The organism is Tropicibacter sp. S64, from assembly GCF_049803835.1.
Taxonomy (GTDB): Bacteria; Pseudomonadota; Alphaproteobacteria; order Rhodobacterales; family Rhodobacteraceae; genus Pacificoceanicola.
Genome location: NZ_JBNAGK010000025.1, coordinates 1 through 19,568, shown reverse-complemented (window position 1 = coordinate 19,568; position 19,568 = coordinate 1). Strand labels below are relative to the sequence as shown.

Here is a 19,568-nt window from a genome sequence, read left to right as displayed (position 1 = left end):
GAGCCCGGAATGCGGGCTATCGCCTTGACGCGCAGATCGCCCAGAACGCGCGCGTCCCTGAAATCGCCCGTGGGCGAGGCCGCGTAGTGCTGCAGGAAGGTTTCGATCAGCGGAATCGCATCCGGGGACAGATCGCCAAACAGGTAAGCTGTCTTGCCCGGTGCGCGGATCGCCACGGTCGAGGGGCGTGCGCAGCCGGACATGCAGTCGCGGGTCGCCACGCGGGCATTTGTCCCCAGCCGGGCCTGCAGGCGCTCGGCGAAATCCGACTGGCCCAGCGGGCAACTGCGGCAGATCGTGACCGTCGGGCAGGTCATGTCGCAAGCGGTCCGTAAAGGATCACGGCGGGCCGGTCGCTGATCTCACTGGCCAATCGGTCTGCCAGGGATTTCACCGTGTGACGCTCGATACGCTGGACAGGGGTGCTGACCCCCTCGGCCAGGATCGCCGGCGTGTTGTCGGGCAGGCCCGCGTCGCGCAGCAGGTCCAGAAGTCCGGGAAAGGTCCGTTTGCCCATGAACACCACCGTGGTCGCACCCGGGTCCGCGAGCGCAGCCAGGTTCACGTCCTCGGGCAACTGCCCGGTCACGTCATGGCCGGTGACGAACTGCACCCGGCGCGCGGTCAGTCGCCGGGTCAGCGGAATGCCGGCGGCGGCGGCCGCGGCGCAGGCCGAGGGCACGCCGGGAATGATCTCGTAGGGAATGCCCGCGTCGCGCAGCGCCGTGATCTCTTCCTCCAGCCGGCCAAAGAGACCGCTGTCGCCGGATTTGAGCCGGACCACCTGCTGGTCCTGCCGCGCATAGTCCACCAGCAACCGGCTCACATGATCCTGTTTGGGAGAGGGGCGTCCGGCGCGTTTGCCCACGGCGATCAGGTCGGCGCCGCTGCGCACATGGCTGAGAATCGGCCCGGAGGACAGATCGTCGAAAAGCACCGCGTCGGCGCGTTTGAGCCGGTCCACGGCCTTGAGCGTCAGAAGCTCGGGATCGCCCGGGCCGGAACTGACAAAGCTGACGAGGTGCGTCATGCGGTTTCCTCTTGCGTGATCAGGTGGAAGAACGTGCCCGAGACGTAACCGCGACGGGAGCCGGTCTCGGGCACCGGATTGCCGTCGGCATCGCGCACCTCGGCCAGCGGCGCATCGGGCTGTTCGAGGATCGTCGAGTAGTGGAATTCGTGCCCGCGCAGCGCCGTGCCGGGCGCAAGACCGGGCATCGGCGCTTGCAGCACGGCTCGGCGGTAGCCCATATGGAACTTGCGTTTTTCGTAGCTGGTGACGAGGCCAAGGAGGCCAAGCATCCGGTGACGTGTGCCGGTCTTGTCGATCAGCGCCTTCCCCAGGGCCATGTAGCCGCCGCATTCGCCATGCACGGGGCGGGTCTCGGCGTGGCGGCGGACACCGGCACGGAATGTCTCGGCGGCGGCCAGCCTGCCGGCGTGCAGCTCCGGGTAACCGCCGGGCAGCCAGACAAGTTCAGCGTCGCGGGCTGGGGGCTCATCCGCCAAGGGAGAAAACGGCAGGATCTCTGCCCCGGCCTCGTGCCAGCCTTCCAGAAGATGCGGATAGGTAAAGGAAAACGCCGCGTCGCGGGCGATGGCGATGCGCTGTGCCGGGGGTTTGGGCAGGGTCGCGGGGGCCTCGGGCAAGGGCTTTCCGGCGGCGGCGGCGCGCAGCGCGTCAAGGTCGACATGCTCGCGCAGGAAGGTCGCGTAATCGACAATCGCGGCGTCGAGATCAGGGTGTTCGACCGCCTGGATCAGGCCCAGATGGCGTTCGGGCAGGGTCAGGTCGCCGCGCCGGGGTAGGACGCCCAGCACCGGCAGGCCCGCCCGTTCCATCCCCAGCCGCGTCAGCCGTTCGTGCCGGGGCGAGGCGACGCGGTTCAGGATGACGCCGGCAAAGGGCAAGTCGGGCAGGTATGTCCGAAACCCCAGCGCCGTGGCGGCGGCGGATTGCGCCTGACCGCTCACATCGAGAACCAGCACCACCGGCCAGCCCATCGCCTGTGCGGTCTCCGCGCTGCTGCCAAAGCCCTGCTGGCCGCGCGTTGCCACCCCGTCGAAGAGGCCCATCGAGCCCTCGGCCACGCAGATATCGGCGCCCTGTGCCCGCGCGCTGATCGCCTGCCACAGGTTTGGTCCCATGGCCCAGCCATCGAGGTTGAAACTGTGCCGCCCGCAGGCCGCATGGTGAAAGGCCGGGTCGATATAGTCCGGCCCGGATTTGAACGGCTGCACGGTCAGACCGTCCTCGGCCAGCGCCCTGAGCAGGCCCAGCATCACGGTTGTCTTGCCGGTGCCCGAGGAGGGCGCGGAAATCAGCAGGCCTTTCATGTGCTTACCCCTGTGCTTCGGCGTCGTCGGACCAGCTCGCCCAGGGGCTGTCCGCGCTTTGCGGGCGGTAGCGGCGGTCATAACCCGCCGCATAGAGGCAGCTTTCGTCAAAGCCTTCGCCCGCCAGCGCAGGCCCGACAAGGATCAGCGCCGTGCGCTGGATGTTGTCGCCCAGCCTGTCCTGAATATCTGCCAGCGTGCCGCGCAGAATCGTCTCATCCGGCCAGCTTGCGCGATAGACCACGGCCACCGGGCAGGTCGCGCCATAGGCGGGGGTCAGATCGGCAACGACCCTGGCAAGGTTCCGGATCGACAGGTGAATGGCCAGCGTCGCGCCGGTGGCGGCGAAGTTGGTCAGCGTCTCGCCCCCGGGCATCGACGAGGCCCGCCCGGGCGTGCGCGTCAACACCACGGATTGCGCGAGGCCGGGCAGGGTCAGTTCCGCCCCAAGCGCGGCGGCGGCGGCGGCAAAGGCGGGCACGCCGGGGGTGACGGAGACGGGTATGCCCTCGGCCCGCAGGCGGCGCATCTGCTCGCCCATGGCGGACCAGACCGACAGGTCACCGGAATGCAGCCGCGCCACGTCGAGGCCAGCGTCGTGGGCGCGGCGGATCTCGGCGATGATCTGGTCCAGATCCAGCGGGGCGGTGTTGACGATATGCGCACCGGGCGGGCAATGGTCGAGGATGGCCTGCGGCACCAGCGATCCCGCATAGAGGCAGACGGGGCAGCGTGCGATGATATCCCGGCCGCGCAGGGTCAGCAGGTCGGGTGCACCGGGGCCAGCGCCGATGAAGTGAACGGTCATGTCTTGGGTCCTTCTGCAAGGGCACAGCTGGAAAGGCGATCCTGCGCGTGGATGCGCGGGGTCAAAAGGCGGGCGCCGGGGCCAGCAGCGGAAAGGGCGGCGGCTTCGGCCACCGATCCGGTGCCGCGTTCATGCAAGGCGCGGGGGGATTGGGTGAGCGTCGTCTGGCGGGTCAGCGCGTCTGGCGCGATAGGGTGCAGCGGCAGGCGGAGGCCGTCGGCCAGGGGCGCCAGCGCCGGGGCCTTGTCATGGGCGGTGGCCAGTGCATCGGGCCTGACGCCCGCGGCTTGGCAGGCGCGGGCCAGTGCATCGCGCAGGCTGTCCGTGCCGACGCGCGTCGAAAAGCCGAACCCCGCCACGATCATAGCACATGGCTCCATTGCGTGATCGGATAGGACGCCCGCCAGCCGCGCTTCGGCCCGATGGGCACGGTATGGGCGATCTCGACCCGCATCAGGCTGCCGCCCAGTCGGGCCTGTGTCTCGACCAGCAAAGCCTCGCTTTCCAGCGTCACGGCATTGGCGACGATCCGCGTGCCGTTCGGCAGGGTTTCCAGATGATCCAGCAAGGCCCGCGACAGGCCGCCGCCGACGAACACCACATCCGGTGCGGGCAGATCGGCCAGTGCTTTGGGGGCCTTGCCATGGACGATGCTCAGGCGGCCCACGCCCAGACGGTCCGCATTGGCGCGGATGCGCTCGACCCGGTCGGCGCGCGGCTCGATCGCCGTGGCAGTCAGGGTCGGATCGGTCAGCAGCCATTCGATCCCGATGGAGCCGGAACCGCCGCCAATGTCCCACAGATGCTCGAAGGGCCGTGGGGCCAGCGCCGAAAGGGTCAGCGCGCGCACCGGCTGCCTGGTGATCTGGCCGTCACTGTCGAACCACGCATCCGCCCTGCCAGAGGCCAGCGGCAACACTGCGCCCGCGCCCGCCACGTCGATGGCGATGCAGACCGGATGGATGAAATCGCTGTGCAGGTCGCGTGCGGCGGCATGGGTCACCCGCTCGCGCGGCCCGCCCAAAGACTCCATCACCGTGCAGGCGCTGTCGCCGAACCCGGCCTCGTCCAGATAGAGGCGAACCGTAGCCACAGCCTCACCGTCGCGCAGGGTGGCGATGATGCGCCGCCCCGGGGCCAGATGCGGGCGCAGGGTTGCCAAGGGTGCGGCGTGCAGCCCGAGGCACAGCACCGTTTCCAGCGGCCAGCCTAGCCGCGCGGCGGCCAGAGACGCCACGGACCGACCCGGAAAGGCGAGCCATTCGCCACGCGGCAACCGCCGCGCCAGCACGGACCCCGCACCGAGCCAGAACGGATCGCCCGAGGTCAGGACCACGGTTGGCGTGCCCCGCCGGGCCATCAGCATCTCGACCCCATCGGCAAAGGGCACCGGCCACGTGATGCGCAGCGCCCCGGTTTCGGGCAGCAGCGACAGGTGTCGTGCGGCCCCCATGACGCACTTGGCCGAGGCAAGCGCGTCGCGGCTTGCCCTGCACAGCCCGTCCGGTCCATCTTCGCCCAGACCGATCACGGTCAACCACGGAGCCTCAGACATGCGCCCGAATCTCCTGATCCTCGGCGGCACCACCGAGGGCCGCGCTCTGAGTGCCGCCCTGGCAGAGGCGGGGGTGCCCGGCACCGTGTCGATGGCGGGCCGTGTGGCGCGTCCGCTTGAGCAAAACTTGCCCCTGCGGATCGGGGGCTTTGGCGGGGTGGCGGGGCTGGTGCGGTATCTGAAGGACCACGCGATCACCCATGTGATCGACGCCACGCACCCGTTTGCGGCGCAGATGAGCCGCAATGCCGTCGCCGCCTGCGCCGAGACCGGTGTGCCGCTCTTGGCTTATACCCGTACGCCTTGGCAGGCGCAGCCGGAGGATGACTGGAGCCACGTGCCCGACCTTGCGGGGGCCGTCGCCGCGCTGGATGGTCCGTCCAAACGCGTGTTTCTTGCCGTGGGGCGCATGCATCTGGAGGAGTTCACCGCCCAGCCGCAGCACGCCTATGTCTTGCGGCTGGTCGATGCACCCAGGACGGCCTTGGGCTTTCCCGAGGCCACGGTGGTCGTCGACCGGGGGCCGTTTACGCTTGAGGGCGACCGGGCCTTGCTGCGCGACCATGACATCGAACTCGTCGTCTCGAAAAACGCAGGTGGCAAAGGGGCCGAGGCCAAGATCATTGCGGCGCGGGAACTGGGCGTGCCGGTCCTGATGATCGACCGCCCCGCCATCCCGCCGCGCACAGAGGCGCACAGCGTTGATGAGGTGATGCGCTGGTTGGCTCATGGTTTTGCAGACCTTGGCGTGTAGACGATGGGCAAGCCATCGCGTTCGATGATGCGCGTGGTGGACGAGCCGACCAGGACCATGGTGCGCATGTCGGCCATCTCTGGCGTGCACTCGGTGAGAGGGACGATGCGAATCTCCTCCTCGGAGGTGGAGACGGCGCGGGCAAAGATCACCGGGCGTGCATCGCCGCAGGCGTCCTTGAGGATGTCCAGCGTCCTTGCGAACCCGTCCGGGCGGGATCTGGACCGGGGATTGTAGAAGGCCATCACGAAATCGGCCTCTGCCGCCAGCCGCAGGCGCTTTTCGATGACGGACCACGGTTTGAGATTGTCACTGAGGTTGATGGCGCAGAAATCGTGGCCCAGAGGCGCCCCGGCGCGGGCACTGGCCGCCAGCATGGCGGTGATGCCCGGCAGCACGCGAATGTCCAGATCGCGCCACTCAGGCGGGCCCGCCTCGACCGCCTCGAACACCGCCGAGGCCATGGCAAAGACACCGGGATCGCCCGAGGACACCACAACCACGTTGCGCCCATGGCTGGCCATGTCCAGCGCGTGGCGGGAGCGGTCGATTTCGACGCGGTTGTCGGAGGGGTGCAGGGTCAGGCCCGGGCGCTCCGCCACACGCGTGACATAGGGGATGTAGCCGACGACATCGCTGGCCTGCGCCAGCGCGTCGCTGACTTCGGGCGTCACCATGACCCCCGATCCCGGGCCAAGCCCCGCAATGATGAGCGATCCGGTCATGGCCGTCTTCCGGTGCCGTGCACGACGATGATCGAGAAATAGGGCGTCACGCGTTCCCCGGCGTCGGAGAGTTTCTGCACCGTCTGCCCCTCCATTGTTGCGTATTCCACAAGCCATGCGGCGTCGAAGCGTCCGGCGCGGCGCAGGGCGCGGCGAATCTTGTCGATGTTTCGCCCGATCTTCATGATCACAAGCGCGTCGGTTCGATCCATTTGCGCGACCAATGTATCCTCGGGCAGGGTGCCCATCAGGACGCTGAGGATATCGTCGCCCCAGGTGATCGGCACGCCGGTGGCCGTCCAGGCGGCGCTCATGCCGGTGATGGCGGGGGTCACCTCTATGGGGCAATCGTCCCGGAGCCGGGTGTAGAGATGCATGAAAGAGCCGTAGAAGAACGGATCGCCTTCGCTGGCCACGACCACGTCCTGTCCGGCGTGCGACAGGGCGCGCAGCCGGGCGGCGCTCTCTTCATAGAAGGCAGAAAGAATGCAGTTGTAGCGCGGATCGTTCACCGGAATTTCGGTTGTGACCGGATATTCCAGCGCGATTTCGACCACATCTCTGCGCAGAATGCCGTCGAGGATGCGCCGTGCCTGTCCGGTCCGGCCTGCCTTTCGGAAAAAGGCCACGTGCGAGGCTTCGCGCAGCAGGCGGTCCGCCCTGACTGACATCAGGTCGGGATCGCCCGGTCCGAGGCCGACCCCGTGAATGCGTCCCTTTTCGATCATGAGACCGCTCATTCCTGACGGCTCGCGATGGCGTTGATCGCGGCAACGGTGATCGCCGATCCGCCCAAGCGCCCCTCGACGATCAGGCTCGGCACGGGCTGATCCGCCCAAAGCGCCTCCTTGCTTTCGCGCGCGCCGACAAAGCCCACCGGGCAGCCGATGATGGCGGCAGGGCGCGGGCAGGCGGGGTCTTCGAGCATGTTCAGCAGGTGAAAAAGCGCTGTTGGCGCATTGCCGATGGCGACCAGAGCGCCGGCCAGATGCGCGCGCCACAGCTCCAGCGCCGCGGCACTGCGGGTGTTGGCCATCACGCGTGCCATGTCGGGCACAATCGGGTCGCGCAGGGTGCAGATCACCGCGTTGTCGGCGGGCAGGCGGGGGCGGGTCACGCCCTCGGACACCATATGGGCGTCACACAGGATCGGCGCACCGTTTTCCAGCGCGGCGCGGGCGGCACTTGCAAAGCCGGGTGAGACCTTGACGTGCTCTTCCAGCCCGACCATCCCGGCGGCGTGGATCATGCGGACGACGATCGGTTCCTCATCGGCATCGAAACGCGCCAGATTGGCCTCGGCGCGGATGGTGGCAAAGCTTTCGGCATAGATCGCCGCGCCGTCTTTTTCGTAGGTATAGGGCATTCAGAGGTCTTTCAGGGTGAGGGTCGTCGGGTCCAGCGCAGTCCGGCTGGGCGCGTCCCATGGCGCCCCGTTTTCGACAAGGTCAAAGGCTCCGTCGCGGCCAGTGAGGGTGAGGGCGCAAGGGCGCGGCAGGGCGCATCCCTTGGCGCAGCCCGAGACATGCAATGGCTTGCTGGTCTGCCGCGCCAGCCGCGTGGCCAGTGGGCGGGTTTCCACCGTGGCCTGCGGGCAAAACGGTGCGCCGGGGCAGGCATGGGCGCGTAACGCAGGGTCATTGGCCTTGGTGACAAAGCCGGGGGCGTTTGTGACCTGCGCGCCCCGGAGCCAGAAGAGCCGGTTCAGCATGAGGCGGAGATGGGTGGCCTTGGACGATGTCAGAAGGGTGCGCAGGGCGTGCGTGTCGATCTTGCCAAAGGCGGCGCCGAGGATCGGGCCATCGGGCGCGGGGCCGGGCGACAACGGCACGCCGTCAGGTCTTGGGGCAGCGGTTTGCCAGTCGCCGGGCAGGGCAACCTGTCTGAGATGACGGCTCATGCGGCCAGTGTCGCGGCCACCTGTGGCGATGAACCAATCGGCCATCTCGGTCAGGGCCTGCATGGCGGTGTCTTCCGTTACCGGATGGCCTCTGGCGGCGCCGTCGGCCCGCAGGAGGAGGGCGCCATGGTTGTCCCGTTCGAAGCGGAAATCGGCTGACCCGGCCCGGAGATGCGCGCCGCGCCCGGTATCGAGGGCAAAGCCCATCTTCTCCGGCAGGTCGGGCAGTCTGGGCAGCGTGTCGAGCAGCGCGGTATAAAGCCGGTCGGTCAGGTCGCCCTGCTCCCAGTCCGGCGGCATCAGGATGTTGCGATGCCCCTCGACGGCCGGATCGGCGTCGATCAGTCCCAGCGCGTCCAGTTCCGCCAGAAGCGCTGCGTGGTCTGCCTCGGCCACACCGCGAAATTGCAGGTTCGCCCGCGAGGTCAGGTCAAGCGTGCCGTTGCCGAAGCGCTCGGCCAGATCGCACAGCGCCAAGGCCTGCGCGGCCGTCAGCTCGGCCCGGAACGGGCGCACCCGCACGACAAGCCCGTCGCCGGACATCATCGGGCGATGCGCGCCGGGGCACCATCCTTTGACGATGGGCGGCGCACTCATGACGGCGATCCTTCTGTGATCCCGGCGAGGATCGCGTTGCGCCGGGTCTGCCACAGACCGGCCTCGTGCAGCGCGCGGAACGTGTCCAGCATGGCTTGGTAGGCCTCTGGATTGGCCTCTTGCAGGAAGGCCGCCGTGTCGGCGTCGCCCAGGGTGGCCGCGTGATAGGCGTCGAAGAGATGCGGGCCGACCGCATCGGCCAGATGGGCAAACTGTGCCATGTGGGTCAGCGTCGCCGCGATCTCGGCGGCGCCGCGAAAGCCATGCGCGCGCATCCCGGCGATCCAGCGCGGATTGGTGGCACGGGCCTGCACGACGCGGGCGATTTCCTCGGGCAGAAGGCGGGCACGCGGCGCATCGGGTTTGGTGGCGTCCAGATGGTACAGCCTCGCCTGCCCGCCGGTGATGGCCTGCGCGGCGGCAAAGCCCGCCTCGTGGGCGGCATAGTCCGACGCCAACAGCAGATCGGTTTCGGGCAGGTCCTGCAGGTGCACGAAACTGTCGGCTTGCGCCACGCGTTGACGCAGTCCGTGCATATCGCGCGTGGCCTGATCGCCGTCCAGCGCCCAGGACGAGGCATCGAGCCAGGCTTGTCCGGCCTGTGCCCGCGCCTTCGGGGTGAACTGGTCCAGCGCCGCGCCCATCCCAAGGCCGAAGCTGCCCGGTGCAGGCCCATAGACCCGCGCGGTGGGGGCCTGACCGGCGTAGGGGTTCCAATCGGGGGCCTCGTCGCGCGCGGCGAGCGCCCGCGTGGCTTGGGCAAACAGCGCCGACAGCGTCGGAAACACGTCGCGGAACAGGCCGGACACCCGCAGGGTCACGTCGATGCGGGGGCGGTCGAGCTCGGCGATCGGCAGGACTTCGATGCCGGAAACGCGTTCAGATCCCTTGTCCCAGATCGGTCGGACACCCAGAAGGTGCAGCGCCATGGCGAATTCCTCGCCCGCGGTGCGCATGGTGGCAGAGCCCCACAGGTCGACGATAAGGCCCCGTGGCCAGTCGCCCTCTTCCTGAAGGTGGCGGCGCACCAGTTCCTCGGCCAGCTTGACGCCTTGGGCATAGGCGGCGCGGGTCGGCACCGCACGCGGATCGGTGGTGAAGAGGTTGCGCCCGGTGGGCAGCACATCCGAGCGTCCGCGATAGGGCGACCCGGACGGCCCCGCCGCGATGCGCCGCCCGTCCAGCGCCGCCAGCAGCGCACAGCGTTCGGATTGCGCCGAGTCCGTCACGTCGAATTGGCCCTGCGCGGCGGGCACTCGGCCCCAGATATGCAGCCCTTCGCCAAACTGGCTTTCCTTGATGTCGCAGACAAAGCGGTCGATCCGGGTGATCGCCTCGGCGGTCGAGGTGGCGCGGTCGAGACCAAGATCGTCCTCGACGCCAAGCGCCTGCGCCTCGGCGCGGATATCGGCCTGAAGCCGGTCGCGGCGTTTCGGGTCCAACCCGTCGGCGTTGGAAAACTCGTCCAGCAGCGCCTCCAGCCGGGCCAGCCGGTCGGGGGTGTTGCTGGCCCGCAGCGGCGGCGGCACATGGCCCAGCGTCACCGCACCGATGCGCCGCTTGGCCTGCGCGGCCTCGCCCGGATCGTTGACGATGAACGGGTAGATGACGGGCAGGGCGCCGATCAGCGCCTCGGGCCAGCAGGTGGCGGAAAGGGCGACGGATTTGCCCGGTAGCCATTCCAGCGTGCCATGCGCGCCGATATGCACCAGCGCGTCGGCCTGCTCCTGAAGCCAGAGGTAAAAGGCGACATAGGCGTGGCAGGGCACGCGGGACAGGTCGTGATACTCGTCATCGCGCAGTTTCGGCGTGCCGCGTTCCGGTTGCAGGGCGACCAAGCCGCGCCCGGTCCCGACAGCGGCAAAGCGAAAGGCCCCGTCCTGCACGGTGCTGTCCTCCTCGGGCGCACCCCAGGCGGCGGTCAGGTCGTCGCGCAAGGACTGTGGCAGGCGGGTTAGCAGGCGGTGATAGTCGGTCAGCCGCAGGGATATGTCCCGCGCCAGCAGGCGGGTTTCCAGATCACCGACCGGGGCCACGTCATAGCCCGCGCCCGCCAAATCCGACAGGATCGCCTGGGCGGAGGCGGGCGCGTCGAGCCCGACCGCATGTCCCATGTTCCAGTCCTTGCCGGGATAGGTGGACAGCACCAGCGCCACGCGCCGGTCGGCCACGGGTTTTGCCGCGAGGTCAATCCAGCCGCGGACTCGCGCCACGACCACCGCGATGCGGTCCGCATCGGCGCTGTGCGCATAGCGCGAAAATTGCAGGTCGGGGTCACGCACACCCGGCTGCTTGAAAGAGACGACCCCGCCCATCAGCCGCCCGTCGACCTCGGGCAGGACCACATGCATGGCCAGATCGGCGGGGGAGAGGCCGCGCTCTGCCTCGGCCCATGCGTCGCGGGTCGAGGTGGCCAGCGCCACCTGGAACACCGGCCCCTCGCCCGCATCGAGGGGCGAGGCCTCGCCCGCGCCCTTTCCGCTGAAGGCGGTGGCGTTGACGATGGCATCAGGCGCATAGGCGCGGGTCTGGCGTTCCAGCCAGCCGCGCGCCTCGGGGGCCTTGAGCGAGGGCACGAAGAGTGCGCGCACATGATAGCCCTGCGCACGGAACGCGGTGCAAAGCGCGGTGATCGGGTCGAGATCGGCGGCGACAAGGTAGGAGCGGTAGAAGACCAGCAGAATGCGCGGCGCATCGTCCACCGGCATGTCGTGCAACGGGCAGGCCACGCCATCGCCCGGCGTCCAGGCTCCGACCAAGGGCAAGGTCTTGGCTCCGCCCACTGGCGCCGCATAAAGCCCCGCCGCCAAGGCCATTTGCGCCAGCGCCGCCTGCGCGGCCACCGAGCCGCCCGCGTCACACAGATGCGCCAGCCGCCGCAGGGTCGACACCGGCAGGGTCGAGACCGCATCCAGCCGCGTATCCTCGCGGCCGTCGGCAGGCAGGACGGCAACCGCGATCCCCTTGGCCTGCGCCAAGGCCCTCACCTGCTGCACGCCGTAGTCCCAATAGGGCACGCCGCCGATCAGCCGGATCAGGATGCCCTTGGCCCCCGACAGCGTGTTTTCGACATATGTGTCGACGGACAACGGGTGCCGCAGCGCCGAGAGGTTCGCCAGACGCAGGCTGGGCAGGCGACCGTCCGGACCACCGCCCCGCCGCCAGCCTTCCGCGAACGCGCCAAGGTCGCTGTCCGAAAAGGACAGGACAAGCAGCTCTGCCGGGTCCTGCCCCAGATCGGTGGGCGTGTCGGTCTCTTCGAGACCATGGCTTTCGCGAAAGACGACGTGCATGGCGGGTGGGCTTACTCGGCGGCTTGCGTGGCGGGGGCCAGCACGGCGCGGATCGCGTCGGCGTCGATGTCGTCATGCTCGGCGATCACCACCAGACGGCCCAAGCGGGCCTCGTCGGCCTTCCACGGGCGGTCATACTGGTGACGCACCCGCGCGCCCACAGCCTGCACCAGCAGACGCATCGGCTTGCCCGCGACGCTGGCATAGCCCTTGACCCGCAGGATGTTGTTCTGATCGGCGAGGCGTTCGATGGCGCGGACCAGATCGGCGGGATCGGTCAGTTCGGGGATATCGACGACGATCGAGTCGAAATCGTCATGTTCATGGTCGTCGTGCCCGTCGTGATGCGAGGGGCGCGCATCCATGTCATCCTCGGCGGCGGCCTCAAGGCCCAGAATGATGCGCGGATCGACCACGCCCTCGGCAACCTCCACGATGGGCAGCGGGCGCGGGGCCTCGGCGGCGATGATTTTCCTGGCCCTGGCGACGCCTTCGGGGCCGGCCAGATCGGGCTTGGTCAGCAGGACGATATCGGCGCAGGAAATCTGGTCCTCGAACACTTCGGAGAGCGGCGTTTCGTGATCGATGCTGTCGTCCGCCAGACGTTGCGCGTCAACACGGGCCACGTCGGGGGCGAACCGCCCCGCCGCCACGGCCTCCGCATCGGCCAGCGCGATCACGCCGTCGACGGTGATCTTGGACCGGATATCGGGCCAGTCGAAGGCCTTCAGCAGCGGCTTCGGCAGGGCCAGACCCGAGGTTTCGATCAGAATGTGTTCCGGGCGCGGATGGAGCGCCATCAGCGCCTCGATTGTCGGGATGAAGTCATCGGCCACGGTGCAGCAAATGCAGCCATTGGCCAGCTCAAGGATGTTCTCGGCCGGGCAATCGGGGATCGCACAGCCTTTGAGGATTTCGCCATCGACGCCGACATCGCCAAATTCATTGACCAGAACGGCCAGACGCTTGCCGCCGGGGTTCTGCATCAGGTGCGAGATCAGCGTGGTCTTGCCCGATCCGAGAAAGCCGGTGATCACCGTGACGGGAAGTTTCGCGAGGGTGGTCATGTCAGGCCTCCTCAGTCTGGGTGACAGGGGGGATGCGGGCAATGCAGTTGCGTTTGAAGTGCTCCGGGCGCTCGCGCCACGGGATCACGCCATCCGTGCTGTCGTGATATTGCGCCGCGCCGGACAGGATCATTTCCGGATGAGACCCTTCATCGACATTCGCGAAAACGTAGGTCCATTTCGCATCGCCACCGCGCAGGGCGATGGTGCAGCCGTAATCGCAGTTTTGCAGACATTCGACCGGAGTGATGCGCAGGCCATGGGGGCAATCGAGCGCAGTCAGCCCGTCATAGAGCGCCTGTCCGGGGCGGCGCGCGTCCCCGGGTAGTTCCTGCCCGCGACGGCATTTCACGCATACCAGCAGTTCTGTGGCTGTCGGGCTCTCCGGCCTGATCGTCATATCCTCGGTCCCATGGTCATGGGACGCGGCTCTGATGGCGGAACAAGCCGATGGTGTCGGCTCAATCCCGACACCGGAACACCCCGTCCGGTTTCATTCGGCTTGTGTTGGCAGGTCTCCCGGCTTGCGGATCTCGGGCGTTTGCCCTTTGGCGGCTCGACCTTCCCAGCTTTCGCCAGTGGTCCCGAGTCGCCGTCTCCGGTCACGGTCGCGGGGGCGGCTGTGCTTGACCACGAAGAAGGCGGCTGCACATTCCCTTTTCACCTGTATAGACAGGCACCAACACACCGCCAGATGGTCCGAAACCCGGGGCCTTGTCAAGCAAGAGGATGACGATTTGATCGCAGACGAAAATGCCCGCCACGCCGAGAAGATGCGCAAGATCAAGGCCGCGCGCGACCGGATGATGGAAACCAAGACCGAGGAAAAGGGTCTCATCCTCGTTCATACCGGCGCGGGCAAGGGCAAGTCGTCGTCGGGTTTTGGCATGGTCCTCCGTTGCATCGCCCATGGCATGCCCTGCGCGGTTGTGCAGTTCATCAAGGGCAATCGGGACACTGGCGAAAAGACCCTCCTGCGTGAACGGTTTGCCGACGAATGCCGTTTCTTCGTCTCCGGTGAGGGGTTCACTTGGGAAACGCAGGACCGCGAGCGCGACATCGCGGCGGCGCAGAATGGATGGAAGATCGCCAGGGAACAGATACTCGATCCGGATATCTGTTTCGTTCTGCTGGACGAGATCAACATCGCCCTGCGCTACGATTATCTGGATATCGACGAGGTGGTCGATTTCCTGCTGCATGACAAGCCGGCCATGACCCATGTCTGCTTGACCGGCCGCAACGCCAAGCCGGAACTGATCGAGGCGGCTGACCTGGTGACCGAGATGACGCTGGTGAAACATCCCTTCCGGGACGGGGTCAAGGCACAGCCGGGCGTTGAATTCTGAACGGCTGCGGTATTGATCCGTGGCGCAGGGTGTTGTTCAGGGCAACTGGCTGACCACGACGTCCGGGCGGCTTTGCCAAATCAAGACCGTCAAGGCTCGAACGACTTCTGGAATGGTTCGACCGCTTGCGAGCGGCCCATGATCGCTGATTCTTGAGGCTGCGGTGATCAGCGGTTCTGCCAGAGCGTCGCCGTGTTTTCCTGCCATCCGGTGCGGTGCAGCAGGGGTGTGTCGTCGTCGAAACCGGGGCGGCCGATGCAAAGATATGCGGTGAAGCGCCACGTCTTCGGAGATTCGAAAAGCCGCTCGATGCCGTCCGGGTCGACAATCGACACCATACCCACCCCGATATTGCAGGCCCGCGCCATCAGCCACAGGGCATGGATTGCCATTGCGGTCGATTGCTCCAGCGTTTGCGGCATGGTCTGGCGGCCCAGCCCGCGCCCCTCGGCGGGGGCGGTCTCGGTAAAGATCGCCAGATGTTCGGGTGCCTCGTTCAACCCGGCGAGCTTCAGTTTTTCATAGGCCGCGCGGTCTTCGGCGGCGTAGCCCTTGGCCGCCGCCGCGTTCTGCAAGGCAAAGTTTTCGCGCACCCTTGTGCGAAGGACTGGATCGAGCACGCGCAGAACGCGCCAAGGCCGCGCATTGCCCACCGAGGGGGCGCTGTCCATCGCTTCGCGCAGCCTGTCGAGCGTTCCCTCGGGCAGCGGATCGGTGCGGAAGTGGCGGATATCCCGGCGCCAGGTCAGGAGGTCTTTCAGGCGGTCGCGATGGGCGTCGGTCATGTGCATCTGGCGGCCTCCATCGCGGTGTCCAACTGGCGCCAGCGGGTATCCTGGGGCAGTCCAAGGCGGATCCAGCGGTCGGAATAGGGAAAGATGCGGCTCCAGACACGATGTCCGGCCAGCGTGTTCTGCGCAGCGGCGGCATCGGGCGCTGCATAGGTGCGGAAGAGCGGCGTGCCGCCGACAAGGTCCCAGCCCGCGCGCCGCGCCATCGCGTCGAGCCGCGCGGCGCCCTCGGTCAGTTTTGCGATGGTCTGCGCCTGCCAGTCCGGGTCGGCCAGCGCGTGACAGGCAATCTCGATGGCGGGGCCGGAGACGGGCCAGGGGCCGGCCATCTCGGCCAATCGGTCGGCAAGCGTGCCGTTTGCCAGCGCAAAGCCTAGACGCAGCCCAGCCAGACCGTAGAATTTGCCGAAAGACCGCAGGACGACCACGTTGTCGGGCACCTCGCCCGGGGCCAGCGACACATCCGGGTCCGGGTCGGCAAAACTCTCGTCGACGATCAGCAGGCCAACGGTCGCGGCCAAGGCCGACAAGCGTTCCGGCGCATGGCGCCTGCCGTCAGGGTTGTTGGGGTTGACCACCACGGCCAGATCCGCCCCGGACAGTGCTTCGAGATGCGCGACCTCCGATACCTGCCAGCCGCAGGCCCGCAGGGCAGCAGCGTGTTCGTTATAGGTGGGTCCCTGGACGGCCGCGCGTCCGGGTGTTCGCAGCCATGGCACGATCTGGATCGCCCCCTGCGCCCCTGCCATGGGGATCACCCGTGCCGAGGTGGCATAGGCCGCGGCGGCGCTATCCGACAGACGCGCCATGTCGGTTCCGCGCGGCAGGACGGCCCAGGACTCGGGCGGGATGGGCGGCAGCGGATAGGGCATCGGGTTGATGCCCGTGGACAGATCGAGCCATTCGCCCGGTGTGCCGCCCAGGCGGACCATTGCTGCGTCCAGATTGCCGCCGTGATCTCTGGTCTTGGTCATGCGCGCGTTAAAGCAAGGCCATCGCGGCAAGGGCAAGCCCGCAAAGCGCCATGGCACGACGATAAAGCGACAGTGCACGGTGCAGATCCTGACCGTCGGGATCGGGCGCACCTTCGTTCAGCCAGGGCTCCTCCGCGATCTGCCCGTCGTAGACCCGTGGACCCGACAGGCGCACGTTCAACGCGGCGGCCATTGCGCCTTCGGGCCAGCCGGCGTTGGGCGAGCGATGTGCGCCAGCGTCACGCCACATGACCGTGATGGCGGTCAGGGGTCTGCGCGAGACGCAGGCGAATACAAGGCCGGTCAACCGCGCCGGAACCAGATTCACCATGTCATCCAGCCGGGCGGCGGTCTTGCCGAAGGCGTCGTAGCGGACTGACCGATGGCCGATCATCGAATCCATCGTGTTGATCGCCTTGTAACCGTAGATTCCGGGTAGCCCCAGCAGCGCCCCCCAGAACAGCGGCGCGACGATGCCGTCGGATGTGTTCTCGGCCAGGCTCTCCGTGGCGGCACGGGCGATGGCCGGGGCGTCGAGTTGAGACGGGTTGCGCCCGACGATCATGCTCACGGTGCGGCGCGATTCCGGCATATCTTCCGCGGTCAGCGCCTTTGCGACGGCTGCGACGTGGTCATGCATCGAGCGCACCGCGATCATCGGCCAGGCCAGGACCGCCCCGACGAGCGTGCCTGCCCAGGTGTCAGGCAGGGCGGACTGGAGCGCCCACGCGGGCAGGACGGCCAGAGCCGCGATCAGCACGGTGGTCGTGGATCCGCCAAGGAGGCGCGCCCCCCAAGCGCCCCGATTCAGCCGATGCTCACAAAGGGTGATCGCACGCCCAAGCCATGTCACAGGGTGGCCGATCCGCGCATATAGCCGGTCGGGCCAGCCAAGGGCCAGATCGAGCGCCATGCCGCCCAGCATCATCAAAACGAAACTCATGGGCTGCCTGTCCGAAAGGTGAAGACGTCCGCGAGGCCCGCTTCGCGCAGCGCATCGGCGCCGTGGGTTGGTGCCGTCCCGGGAGCAAAGATCAAACCACGCGCCGAGCCGGTATGCGCCCGCATGACGCCAAGTGCGCCGAGATCACGGGCGAGTTCGGGCATCGGGTCGCAGGGGCCGCGCCGCGCCGTGCAGCGCAGTGCCGAGTCGCTGGCAATGGCGGCGAACCGAGGCAGATCGGTCGCGTCGTGCCACGCTTCTACCAAATCGCTGACATCATCGAAGTCCATGTCTGCCGCATCCGTGCGCTGCGGTGCGCCCCAAAGGCCGCCAAGGATCTCGGCGCGTTTCGGCGCCTTGACCCTCTGCACCACCCTGGCCTCCCGCGAGGCCCAGAGCAGGCGGTCCGGTTCGGGGAACATCAGCGGGTCACTGGCCTTCTCGGCCCGAAGACAGGCCTCGGCCAACGTCTCCGGCGGGCCCAGGAACCCTGCGGAGCGGGCCAGCGCAACCAGGGTTGCCGTCGATGCACCCGCCCCGATACCCAGTGGAAAATTCCGGGTCACGCCTTCTGGCAGGCAGGGCAGGCGCAGCCGGGCGGCGAAATCCGCCAGACTATCGGGCGGGAAGGGAGGGCGGATTGTGCCGGGGGCCGCGACACGGAGCGCGGGACAGGGCAGGGTGATCAACACCACCGGCCCGTCCGGACCCAGACGCCCTTGCAACCATTCTCCGAAATGGGCCTGCACCGACACAGGGGTCATCTCCGGTCGACCTCGATCACCGAGATGGGCCCGCCCGCTTGGAGAGCAGGCGCGTTACCGACAGGCTGAGCGCACCGGGCCCATGCCCCGTCACATCCGTTTGGCCGTTCAGCTGCCCGGGTCCGGCCACAGGCCCGTGGCGGCTGGGGATCACCTCCGGCGTGGACTTCGCATTCGTTCCCAAGGGGTCGGCTTTCGGACTTTATCTTCTCTTTGGAAAGTGCTCTCCCACAGAGCCATGGGAAAGTCGATACTCATCACCGGGGGCGCACGGTCGGGGAAATCCGGGTTGGCGGAGCGAAAGGCGCTGCAGCCCTGCGGCCGGGCGATCTATATCGCCACGTCCCGGATCTACGATGGCGATACCGACATGGCCGCGCGGGTGGCCGCTCACCGGGCCCGGCGCGGTGCCGAGTGGACGGAGACCGAAGCGCCGACCGATCTGTCCGGTGCCTTGCTGGGCACCGATGGCGATTTGCCCCGGCTGGTGGATTGTCTGACCCTGTGGCTGACCAACCTCATGCTGGACGAGGCCGACTGGCATCAGGAGACCCATCGCCTGATCCGGACACTTGCCACTCAAAAGGCGCCGGTGATCTTCGTCACCAACGAGGTCGGCCTTGGCATCGTACCGGACAACCCGTTGGCGCGCGCCTTTCGCGATGCCGCTGGCCATGTGAACCAGGCGGTTGCCGAGGCCTGCGATGAAGTCTGGCTCGCCGTTGCAGGCCAACCGATGAGGGTAAAACCGGGTGACTCCGCTTTCTGACAGGACGTCACTCCGGGAGATCGCGTCTCTGGCCGCGCATGTCCGGTGTGATCCGGGCCGTGAGCGGGCGGCAGAACAGCCTCACGAAGCCACCGGGCGCTCTGGGACGGCTTTTGGTGATGGCGATATTCATGGCCGGGTGGCAGGGCACGGTCCGCTCAGTCATCGGGGCCGCGCCCACCACACCATCGAACGCCCTCTTCTCGGCGAGGCTGCGGCTGACCACGGCGGCGATCTCGTTCACGGAGGCATGCTCATGACTGTATTTGCCCGTGATGATCTCGGGTCGGGAATCGGGAGACTCCATTCTTGAGTGTTCAGTTCCCGCATCTGACGGATCGGATCGGGCTGTCGTGGTGAACGCGTTTGCCGTTCAGCCGTCGCCGATGCCCCGGATCGGCTTCGGGCCTCGCCCTCCTTGATCGTGCGGTTCATCCGTTTGACCTGGCCGTTGGTCCACGGATGGTTGGGCCTGGTCAGGCAATGCTCGATCCTGTCAAAGCGCATTTTCCGGGATTGGGAAGCGTTTCGGTTTCTGGGCTGCTCGGCAAACTGGATACCGTTGTCGGTCAGGACCGCGGAGAGCGGCTCCTTCCGGCCGGATTTCAGATCCGCGACCGTCGTCCACTCCCGCCACTGCACAACCGTCCCGGCATCAATGCCCTGCTCCCGGCTCGGTTCCGCGAGGGCAGCCATGACGAACTTGTCCCACAGAGCTTCCATCCACTTCTGCGAATGGACCACACCCTCGAACCGTGGGATCAAGCAGCCGGGCCAAAGTTGTTTATGCTCAAACGAAAAAGGCCCCCGTCAGTCGGGGGCCAGTTCACAGGGAGGTCGCGGGCTTACTCGGCGGCGATGGCCTTTTCGGCGGCGGCGGTCTGCAGGATGAAGTCGAACTCGAAGTGCAGGTCGGTGCCCAGTTCCGGCGCGGCGGGCTTG

The 19,568-nt window shown here is 67.5% G+C and carries 21 protein-coding genes, 1 pseudogene and 1 riboswitch; of the genes and pseudogenes, 4 read left to right on the top strand and 18 right to left on the bottom strand.

The features are described from left to right. Positions 1 to 17 precede the first annotated feature (17 nt). From ACP159_RS24865 to cbiE, 6 genes and pseudogenes are all read right to left on the bottom strand, one after another. Positions 18 to 317: pseudogene (locus tag ACP159_RS24865) on the bottom strand (DUF1636 family protein); the annotation flags it as partial. Beyond that, on the bottom strand, positions 314 to 1,030 hold the full coding sequence (cobA, locus tag ACP159_RS24860; protein ID WP_425102383.1) for a uroporphyrinogen-III C-methyltransferase: 717 nt from the start codon (positions 1,028 to 1,030) through the stop codon (positions 314 to 316). The pseudogene ACP159_RS24865 and the gene cobA, both read right to left, overlap by 4 nt. After that, positions 1,027 to 2,337, bottom strand: coding sequence for a cobyrinate a,c-diamide synthase (locus ACP159_RS24855; protein WP_425102382.1), 1,311 nt, complete (start codon positions 2,335 to 2,337; stop codon positions 1,027 to 1,029). The genes cobA and ACP159_RS24855 overlap by 4 nt, the downstream gene beginning before the upstream one ends. 4 nt (positions 2,338 to 2,341) lie before the next feature. Beyond that, complete coding sequence (gene cobM / locus ACP159_RS24850; RefSeq protein ID WP_425102381.1) at positions 2,342 to 3,145, bottom strand: precorrin-4 C(11)-methyltransferase; 804 nt, start codon at positions 3,143 to 3,145, stop codon at positions 2,342 to 2,344. Next, the gene (locus tag ACP159_RS24845) at positions 3,142 to 3,510 is read right to left on the bottom strand and encodes a cobalamin biosynthesis protein (protein ID WP_425102380.1); all 369 of its coding nucleotides are present in this window, start codon (positions 3,508 to 3,510) and stop codon (positions 3,142 to 3,144) included. Before ACP159_RS24845 ends, cobM begins: the two co-directional genes overlap by 4 nt. After that, positions 3,507 to 4,700 (bottom strand): precorrin-6y C5,15-methyltransferase (decarboxylating) subunit CbiE, encoded by a 1,194-nt coding sequence (gene cbiE / locus ACP159_RS24840; protein WP_425102379.1) that lies wholly within the window; start codon positions 4,698 to 4,700, stop codon positions 3,507 to 3,509. Before cbiE ends, ACP159_RS24845 begins: the two co-directional genes overlap by 4 nt. Here cbiE and ACP159_RS24835 point away from each other — a divergent pair. Then, entirely contained in the window at positions 4,699 to 5,454 is a 756-nt protein-coding gene (locus ACP159_RS24835) for a cobalt-precorrin-6A reductase (RefSeq protein WP_425102378.1), read from the top strand. The two genes, cbiE and ACP159_RS24835, sit on opposite strands and share 2 nt — an antisense overlap. Here ACP159_RS24835 and cobJ read toward each other — a convergent pair. The 7 genes from cobJ to ACP159_RS24800 are packed head-to-tail and all read right to left on the bottom strand — an operon-like array spanning position 5,427 to position 13,436. Further along, a complete protein-coding gene (gene cobJ / locus ACP159_RS24830; protein ID WP_425102377.1) occupies positions 5,427 to 6,179 on the bottom strand; it encodes a precorrin-3B C(17)-methyltransferase in 753 nt (250 codons plus the stop codon). The genes ACP159_RS24835 and cobJ overlap by 28 nt on opposite strands. Then, positions 6,176 to 6,919, bottom strand: coding sequence for a precorrin-2 C(20)-methyltransferase (locus tag ACP159_RS24825; RefSeq protein WP_425102376.1), 744 nt, complete (start codon positions 6,917 to 6,919; stop codon positions 6,176 to 6,178). Before ACP159_RS24825 ends, cobJ begins: the two co-directional genes overlap by 4 nt. Next, on the bottom strand, positions 6,916 to 7,545 hold the full coding sequence (locus tag ACP159_RS24820; protein ID WP_425102375.1) for a precorrin-8X methylmutase: 630 nt from the start codon (positions 7,543 to 7,545) through the stop codon (positions 6,916 to 6,918). Before ACP159_RS24820 ends, ACP159_RS24825 begins: the two co-directional genes overlap by 4 nt. After that, the gene (locus ACP159_RS24815) at positions 7,546 to 8,676 is read right to left on the bottom strand and encodes a cobalamin biosynthesis protein CobG (protein ID WP_425102374.1); all 1,131 of its coding nucleotides are present in this window, start codon (positions 8,674 to 8,676) and stop codon (positions 7,546 to 7,548) included. Then, entirely contained in the window at positions 8,673 to 11,969 is a 3,297-nt protein-coding gene (cobN, locus tag ACP159_RS24810) for a cobaltochelatase subunit CobN (RefSeq protein WP_425102373.1), read from the bottom strand. The genes ACP159_RS24815 and cobN overlap by 4 nt, the downstream gene beginning before the upstream one ends. 11 nt (positions 11,970 to 11,980) lie before the next feature. Continuing rightward, the gene (gene cobW, locus ACP159_RS24805) at positions 11,981 to 13,036 is read right to left on the bottom strand and encodes a cobalamin biosynthesis protein CobW (RefSeq protein ID WP_425102372.1); all 1,056 of its coding nucleotides are present in this window, start codon (positions 13,034 to 13,036) and stop codon (positions 11,981 to 11,983) included. A gap of 1 nt (position 13,037) precedes the next feature. Further along, the gene (locus ACP159_RS24800; RefSeq protein ID WP_425102371.1) at positions 13,038 to 13,436 is read right to left on the bottom strand and encodes a DUF1636 family protein; all 399 of its coding nucleotides are present in this window, start codon (positions 13,434 to 13,436) and stop codon (positions 13,038 to 13,040) included. Positions 13,437 to 13,528: 92 nt separating this feature from the next. Continuing rightward, positions 13,529 to 13,735, bottom strand: a riboswitch (cobalamin riboswitch). A 38-nt stretch (positions 13,736 to 13,773) separates the two neighbouring features. On the opposite strand from ACP159_RS24800, the gene cobO reads away from it, so the two are divergent. Then, positions 13,774 to 14,385, top strand: coding sequence for a cob(I)yrinic acid a,c-diamide adenosyltransferase (gene cobO / locus ACP159_RS24795; RefSeq protein ID WP_425102370.1), 612 nt, complete (start codon positions 13,774 to 13,776; stop codon positions 14,383 to 14,385). 167 nt (positions 14,386 to 14,552) lie between these two features. Here cobO and bluB read toward each other — a convergent pair whose 3' ends face one another. The 4 genes from bluB to ACP159_RS24775 are packed head-to-tail and all read right to left on the bottom strand — an operon-like array spanning position 14,553 to position 17,857. Further along, positions 14,553 to 15,176 (bottom strand): 5,6-dimethylbenzimidazole synthase, encoded by a 624-nt coding sequence (gene bluB, locus ACP159_RS24790; RefSeq protein WP_425102368.1) that lies wholly within the window; start codon positions 15,174 to 15,176, stop codon positions 14,553 to 14,555. Next, positions 15,167 to 16,150 (bottom strand): threonine-phosphate decarboxylase CobD, encoded by a 984-nt coding sequence (cobD, locus tag ACP159_RS24785; protein WP_425102367.1) that lies wholly within the window; start codon positions 16,148 to 16,150, stop codon positions 15,167 to 15,169. The genes bluB and cobD overlap by 10 nt, the downstream gene beginning before the upstream one ends. Before the next feature lie 7 nt (positions 16,151 to 16,157). Then, entirely contained in the window at positions 16,158 to 17,093 is a 936-nt protein-coding gene (gene cbiB / locus ACP159_RS24780; protein WP_425102366.1) for an adenosylcobinamide-phosphate synthase CbiB, read from the bottom strand. Next, complete coding sequence (locus ACP159_RS24775; RefSeq protein WP_425102365.1) at positions 17,090 to 17,857, bottom strand: propanediol utilization protein; 768 nt, start codon at positions 17,855 to 17,857, stop codon at positions 17,090 to 17,092. Before ACP159_RS24775 ends, cbiB begins: the two co-directional genes overlap by 4 nt. 238 nt (positions 17,858 to 18,095) lie before the next feature. Here ACP159_RS24775 and cobU point away from each other — a divergent pair, with 238 nt between their 5' ends. Together cobU and ACP159_RS24765 are read left to right on the top strand one after the other, a co-directional pair. Then, on the top strand, positions 18,096 to 18,626 hold the full coding sequence (gene cobU / locus ACP159_RS24770; protein WP_425102364.1) for a bifunctional adenosylcobinamide kinase/adenosylcobinamide-phosphate guanylyltransferase: 531 nt from the start codon (positions 18,096 to 18,098) through the stop codon (positions 18,624 to 18,626). A 38-nt stretch (positions 18,627 to 18,664) separates the two neighbouring features. Further along, positions 18,665 to 18,886 carry a nicotinate-nucleotide--dimethylbenzimidazole phosphoribosyltransferase gene (locus tag ACP159_RS24765; protein WP_425102363.1) on the top strand — a complete coding sequence of 74 codons (222 nt, stop codon included), beginning with the start codon at positions 18,665 to 18,667 and terminating at the stop codon, positions 18,884 to 18,886. On the opposite strand, the gene ACP159_RS24760 is transcribed toward ACP159_RS24765, so the two are convergent. Next, positions 18,867 to 19,349, bottom strand: coding sequence for a hypothetical protein (locus tag ACP159_RS24760; protein WP_425102401.1), 483 nt, complete (start codon positions 19,347 to 19,349; stop codon positions 18,867 to 18,869). The genes ACP159_RS24765 and ACP159_RS24760 overlap by 20 nt on opposite strands. Positions 19,350 to 19,568 lie beyond the last annotated feature (219 nt).

Bases quoted from the DNA above. Each gene is read 5' to 3' on its own strand.
- ACP159_RS24760 (WP_425102401.1), bottom strand. From the start codon at position 19,349: ATGGAAGCTCTGTGGGACAAGTTCGTCATGGCTGCCCTCGCGGAACCG.
- cobU (WP_425102364.1), top strand. From the start codon at position 18,096: ATGGGAAAGTCGATACTCATCACCGGGGGCGCACGGTCGGGGAAATCC.
- ACP159_RS24845 (WP_425102380.1), bottom strand. From the start codon at position 3,510: ATGATCGTGGCGGGGTTCGGCTTTTCGACGCGCGTCGGCACGGACAGC.
- ACP159_RS24820 (WP_425102375.1), bottom strand. From the start codon at position 7,545: ATGCCCTATACCTACGAAAAAGACGGCGCGGCGATCTATGCCGAAAGC.
- cobJ (WP_425102377.1), bottom strand. From the start codon at position 6,179: ATGACCGGATCGCTCATCATTGCGGGGCTTGGCCCGGGATCGGGGGTC.
- ACP159_RS24815 (WP_425102374.1), bottom strand. From the start codon at position 8,676: ATGAGTGCGCCGCCCATCGTCAAAGGATGGTGCCCCGGCGCGCATCGC.
- cobW (WP_425102372.1), bottom strand. From the start codon at position 13,036: ATGACCACCCTCGCGAAACTTCCCGTCACGGTGATCACCGGCTTTCTC.
- ACP159_RS24775 (WP_425102365.1), bottom strand. From the start codon at position 17,857: ATGACCCCTGTGTCGGTGCAGGCCCATTTCGGAGAATGGTTGCAAGGG.
- bluB (WP_425102368.1), bottom strand. From the start codon at position 15,176: ATGCACATGACCGACGCCCATCGCGACCGCCTGAAAGACCTCCTGACC.
- ACP159_RS24855 (WP_425102382.1), bottom strand. From the start codon at position 2,337: ATGAAAGGCCTGCTGATTTCCGCGCCCTCCTCGGGCACCGGCAAGACA.
- ACP159_RS24825 (WP_425102376.1), bottom strand. From the start codon at position 6,919: ATGAGCGGTCTCATGATCGAAAAGGGACGCATTCACGGGGTCGGCCTC.
- cobN (WP_425102373.1), bottom strand. From the start codon at position 11,969: ATGCACGTCGTCTTTCGCGAAAGCCATGGTCTCGAAGAGACCGACACG.
- cbiB (WP_425102366.1), bottom strand. From the start codon at position 17,093: ATGAGTTTCGTTTTGATGATGCTGGGCGGCATGGCGCTCGATCTGGCC.
- cobM (WP_425102381.1), bottom strand. From the start codon at position 3,145: ATGACCGTTCACTTCATCGGCGCTGGCCCCGGTGCACCCGACCTGCTG.
- cbiE (WP_425102379.1), bottom strand. From the start codon at position 4,700: ATGTCTGAGGCTCCGTGGTTGACCGTGATCGGTCTGGGCGAAGATGGA.
- ACP159_RS24765 (WP_425102363.1), top strand. From the start codon at position 18,665: ATGTCCGGTGTGATCCGGGCCGTGAGCGGGCGGCAGAACAGCCTCACG.
- cobD (WP_425102367.1), bottom strand. From the start codon at position 16,150: ATGACCAAGACCAGAGATCACGGCGGCAATCTGGACGCAGCAATGGTC.
- ACP159_RS24800 (WP_425102371.1), bottom strand. From the start codon at position 13,436: ATGACGATCAGGCCGGAGAGCCCGACAGCCACAGAACTGCTGGTATGC.
- cobA (WP_425102383.1), bottom strand. From the start codon at position 1,030: ATGACGCACCTCGTCAGCTTTGTCAGTTCCGGCCCGGGCGATCCCGAG.
- ACP159_RS24835 (WP_425102378.1), top strand. From the start codon at position 4,699: ATGCGCCCGAATCTCCTGATCCTCGGCGGCACCACCGAGGGCCGCGCT.